The sequence below is a fragment of the Syntrophorhabdus sp. genome, assembly GCA_012719415.1.
In the GTDB taxonomy this organism is placed as follows: Bacteria; Desulfobacterota; Syntrophorhabdia; order Syntrophorhabdales; family Syntrophorhabdaceae; genus Delta-02.
On record JAAYAK010000259.1, the window covers coordinates 1 to 4,523 of the forward strand.

The following is a 4,523-nucleotide window of genomic DNA, read 5'->3' on the forward strand; positions in this document are numbered from 1 at the left end:
CCACCGGGCAACGGCATCGTCAACCTGCTCGATTATCTCCTCCGCTCTTCCTATGCTGAACCTGTTCGCAACTGCCAGCAGGTCGCTGCGGGAGATGTCGGAGAACTTCCCGTTGATGGCCATGAGATGCTGGTAGGTCCATTCTCCCTTGGGATTGTACGCATGTGTGACGTCATACGCCGGCGCGAGCTTCCATTTCCCTCCCTGCCGGAGGATAAAAGAGAAGTTCTTCGTATGGTCATCACAGTTCGCCGCCATCACGTTGAACACCATCCGCCTGAAGGCCTCTTCCATGGCGGAGGTACCCAACTGTAGCCGTTCAATGGCTGCAAAGAACTGACCGTAGTCGTGGGTGCTCTTCTGCTTGTAATCCAGGTGCATCATGGCGCACAGCGTCTGCATGTGGTGCTTGGTGTTCCCCTCGCGGTCGAAACGGCGCGTCATGAAGTGAGCGCGGCCGTTCTCTTCCATCAGCCTGCATTCAGACATGGATATCCCCGCCTTGCGCGCCATGAGATAGTATGCGTACTCGATGCGGCCATAGTTCCGGGATCCTCCAAGCTCGAAATCGGCTCCCATCCCGTCGAACTTGAGTATCCAGTGCTCGAAGCCGGGTTCGACATCGAATTGTCCCGACCTGATCTCTTCGGTCTCCGGGTTCCAGGCGATGGCTGCCTTGGCCCTTGCCCCACCGGCGGACGTTCCCACCTGGATGATCTGGTTGAGTGCCGCTTTTGCCAGGTGGTCAGTGGAAAGATCTCCCCTTACGGCACTACGCGCTGCCTCGACAAGGCGTGAGAGGTGGATGGCGCTGGACCTGATACCGGTCGAAATGGCGGGACGGAATTCCAGTGCCCCGACACCTCTTTTTCCCATGTAGGCGAGCCTGTCGAGGGGCGTGATGTCAGCCTTCCGGATACCTTCTCTTGCCATCCACGCATCGATGAGAGAATTACCGAAATCGTCAGGGAGGGCATCCGCGATCATCCCGGGAAGCCGTTTGAATGATGCCTCCGGCAGATCTGAAAAGAGAAAAGGAGAAGAGGCACGGGACAGTGGCATGGTCAGGGGAGCGAGTTCCATACCGGACATCGCGAAGGCGGAGTCATATTCGAAGGCGTAGCAACCAAGCCTGGGGTCGGGCGCCAGAGCGCCGACAAGCTTTCCCCAAATGCGAACCTCTATGGCCTTTACCGGCTTATACATGGGCTCATACCTCTTTTTTTCTTCGAGAAGCGCGCTGTCTTGGAGCCTTCTTCCTGGACTTCAGTATCTGCATCGGGCTGATCGAGATCTCCGGCTGCAGGGCGTTGAGCCATTCAACCCGGTCCAACATTTTGAGGACGCTGATGAAGGATTTGAGGGTCGATCCTTTCCCTGCTTCGATGTTCTTGACGACATTCAGGGCCACCCCGGCTTGTTCAGCGACATCCCGCTGGTCCATGTTTTTAAGAAGTCTCAGGCGCTTGACCTGCTCTCCAATTATCTGTTCCCACTCCTCGGTTGTACGAAATGTATCCATAATAGCCCCTTATTGGGATGTAATCATAGATAAGTATACATTATATCCTTTTTAAAGTCTACTATTGTTATGATTGTCAACTGGGCTGCCGCGTCATGTGTCCAAGGATGTTGATTCTGTGGACAGATTATGTTGATGTGTCCACGGCATGGACATAGAACGGGAAGACTCAAGACTATGTTTCTCAGGAGCCTCTGTTAGGGCCACTATGTATCGCAAGTATATATTATGGCCCTCAGAAAGTCCATTACGGCAATACTGTGCTATCGGATTCCTCGCCCAGGGTTTTCCCAAGCGTCTCCAGCACCTCCCGGGTAAACATGTCCCGGTCGCCTGAGAGCAATCTCGTGATCTCTCTTTCTGACATACCCATGCGCCGTGCCAGTTCTGTCTTGTCGATACCGAGTTTTCCCATAGCGACAACAACATGCTCCGTGATATCAAGGATTGCCTCCTCCATCTGGAAATCCGGGTCATCCTTGAAAAGGTCGAGTTTTGTCTTGAACCAATCCTGGCTGTCGATGATCGCCCCCTTTGCCTCTTTACTTCAAAAATGAACTGTGCTATACACCAATAGCATACCCACCGCGCCTCTTCCCCCGCATCTTTGGTTCTTCACCTTGTCCGGGGAAAGCGAAATTCGGTGGGTCTTTTATTATGGCCCCCTACATGCCCACCGCACGAGTACCAGACCCCACACAATACACCTCCATGAACAGCTCGGGTGCATGTTCCCGGAAGAGGTCCAGGATCTCCTCCCTCGCCTCATGGCTACTGCTATGCCTTGTATCCAGTCTCTCAATAGCTGTGAGGCCTCGGCCGTCGCGGGCTGTTAGGTCTACTCCGCGATCGATAAGAAACCGCACCGTAGCGACATGGTGCAGATCGCAAGCCTTATGAAGGGAATAGTACCGCTCGGATTCCCATGCCACCGGGTTCTCTTGACTATATTGGAAAAGAAAGTCTGCTATTCCGCCATCGCCTCCGTCTTCCTTGTACTTGTTGATACACGCGATATCGAAGGCCGTGTGATCGCCATAGTCTCTGTCTCTGATATCCGCACCTGCTTTGAGAAGCAATAGCTTAACCATTTCGAGACTGCGCGACCAGGCCGCAAAATGTAAAGGTGTCTCATCGCATACATTTCTGGCGTTCACGTCCGCCCCGTGGTCGAGGAGGAGGCGGACGATGTCGATGTTGCCGCATTCAACCGCCTCATGGATTGGCGTCTCCTGTGAATCGCGTTCTTCGGCGTCGACATCGGCGCCTTTCTCGATGAGAGCTTTCACGGTATCAATGTCATTGTTCCTGACGGCATGGAACAACGTCTGCTTTCGCGAATTTCGTTTCATCTTGAACATCCCTGTGTGCAGTACGCCTCCATCACGGCCTCCGGGGCGTGGTCACGGAAGAGATCGAGGAGCTTCTCCCTGGCGGGGTGGGAATCAGGAAGAGCGATCACTTGATCAAGCGGGGTTATGCCACCTCCGTCCGGGGCATTCGGGTCAGCTCCGGCGTCGAGGAGAATCTTGCATGTCAAAGGCAGATAATTCCCCATGGCCCAATGTAGCGGGAACCGCCCGGTATTATCCTTCGCGTTCACATCCGCACCCTTCTCCAGTAGCAGGCGGACGAGGTCCCCGGCATCTTTTGCGGTAAAGTTGCTGCTTGCAAAATGGAGAGGTGCCTCGCCTCCCATATCCCTTGCATTCACTTTCGCTCCCTTCCCGATCAAAAGCGTGGCAAGTCCTATTCTGTCTTCCTTCACATTTGTCCGTTCCGGCGCGCCGGTGTTTGTACAGAGGTAGTGCAGGGGAGTCGACGCCTGCTGGTTCTCGGCGTTCACGTCGGCGCCGTGGTCGAGGAGGATACGGGCGACCGGGAGATTCCCGGTATGACAGACCCAATGAAGCGCTGTGACGCCTTCAAACGAAGTTGCGCTCACGTCCGCGCCGAGCTCCAGTAGCAGGCGGACGATGGCGGGGCGGTTATGGGCACAGGCCGCGCGCAATGGGAAGTTGGAATTCGAGCGTTCGCCCAGGTTCACATCTGCCCCGGCCGCCACAAGTGCCCGGATGCTTGTCTCATTCCCTTCCTTCACGGCATACATAAAAGCCGGAAAAAGGTGCACTGCCATTCTTTTGAGGTATTCCGCTTCTTTCTTGTTCATCATGTCCCCGGGCCCGGGCTGCAGTACCTCTCCATCACCATCTCCGGTGCGTGCTCGCGGAAGAGATCGAGGATCTCTTCGCGGGCGGGGTTGGTAACCGGCTTCTGTCTCAGATAATCCAGGGGGGTCCACCGTTCCTGGTTTCGGGCGCTTGCATCCGCCCCGGCCTCGAGGAGGAGCCGGACGATCTGCGGGTTCTGAAAAATGCACGCAAGGTGGAGGGGAGTCTGACATTCCGTTCTCTCAGTGCTCTTGGTATTCACGTCCGCCCCTCTTTCAATCAGAATAAGGACGATTTCTACAAAATGACGCTGGCAAGCCCAGTGGAGGGCCGTATAACCACCGGTGTCCCTGTCGTTGACGTTCGAACCAGCCTTTATGAGCTTTCGGACGAGCTCGGGTTTACCCTCTTTGGAGGCTGTAATGATGTCTATATTGAGAATGCTGTCTTCTGTCATACCCTAGCCTACCCTCAATTCCGGCGAGCAGTACGCCTCCATCACGGCCTCCGGAGCGTACTGGCGGAAGAGATCGAGGATCTCTTCCCGGGAGTGTTGGTCTATCGGCCACCGCAATATCTTGTCAAGAGCTGTCTCCTCAAGTGCATCCCTGATATTCACGTCCGCCCCGCGGTCGAGGAGGAGGCGGACGATGGCCGTATACCCCCGGGTACACGCCACATGGAGGGGAGTTTCTTCATCTTCATTTAGCCCGTTAATGTCTGCCCCGGCATCGAGCAACAAACCGACAGCCTCAGGTTTTCTCAAACGAGAGGCACAATGGAGAGGCGTTTCCCCTTGGATCTCATCCCACTGGTTCACATCCTCGCCG

7 protein-coding genes are annotated in these 4,523 nt (G+C 55.3%); all 7 read right to left on the reverse strand.

Annotation, left to right across the window (positions count from 1 at the left end):
• A partial coding sequence (locus GXX82_15315) for a type II toxin-antitoxin system HipA family toxin (protein NLT24409.1) occupies window positions 1-1,206 on the reverse strand: 1,206 nt, incomplete at its 3' end.
• A 4-nt stretch (window positions 1,207-1,210) separates the two neighbouring features.
• On the reverse strand, window positions 1,211-1,522 hold the full coding sequence (locus tag GXX82_15320) for a helix-turn-helix transcriptional regulator (GenBank protein ID NLT24410.1): 312 nt from the start codon (window positions 1,520-1,522) through the stop codon (window positions 1,211-1,213).
• Window positions 1,523-1,769: 247 nt separating this feature from the next.
• A complete protein-coding gene (locus tag GXX82_15325; protein NLT24411.1) occupies window positions 1,770-1,982 on the reverse strand; it encodes a helix-turn-helix domain-containing protein in 213 nt (70 codons plus the stop codon).
• A gap of 205 nt (window positions 1,983-2,187) precedes the next feature.
• Window positions 2,188-2,874 carry a hypothetical protein gene (locus GXX82_15330; GenBank protein ID NLT24412.1) on the reverse strand — a complete coding sequence of 229 codons (687 nt, stop codon included), beginning with the start codon at window positions 2,872-2,874 and terminating at the stop codon, window positions 2,188-2,190.
• Window positions 2,871-3,695, reverse strand: a complete 825-nt coding sequence (locus GXX82_15335; protein ID NLT24413.1) for a hypothetical protein — start codon at window positions 3,693-3,695, stop codon at window positions 2,871-2,873. Before GXX82_15335 ends, GXX82_15330 begins: the two co-directional genes overlap by 4 nt.
• Window positions 3,692-4,150, reverse strand: a complete 459-nt coding sequence (locus GXX82_15340) for an ankyrin repeat domain-containing protein (protein NLT24414.1) — start codon at window positions 4,148-4,150, stop codon at window positions 3,692-3,694. Before GXX82_15340 ends, GXX82_15335 begins: the two co-directional genes overlap by 4 nt.
• A gap of 3 nt (window positions 4,151-4,153) precedes the next feature.
• Window positions 4,154-4,523, reverse strand: a 370-nt coding sequence (locus GXX82_15345; protein NLT24415.1) for a hypothetical protein, incomplete at its 5' end; no start/stop codon positions are given.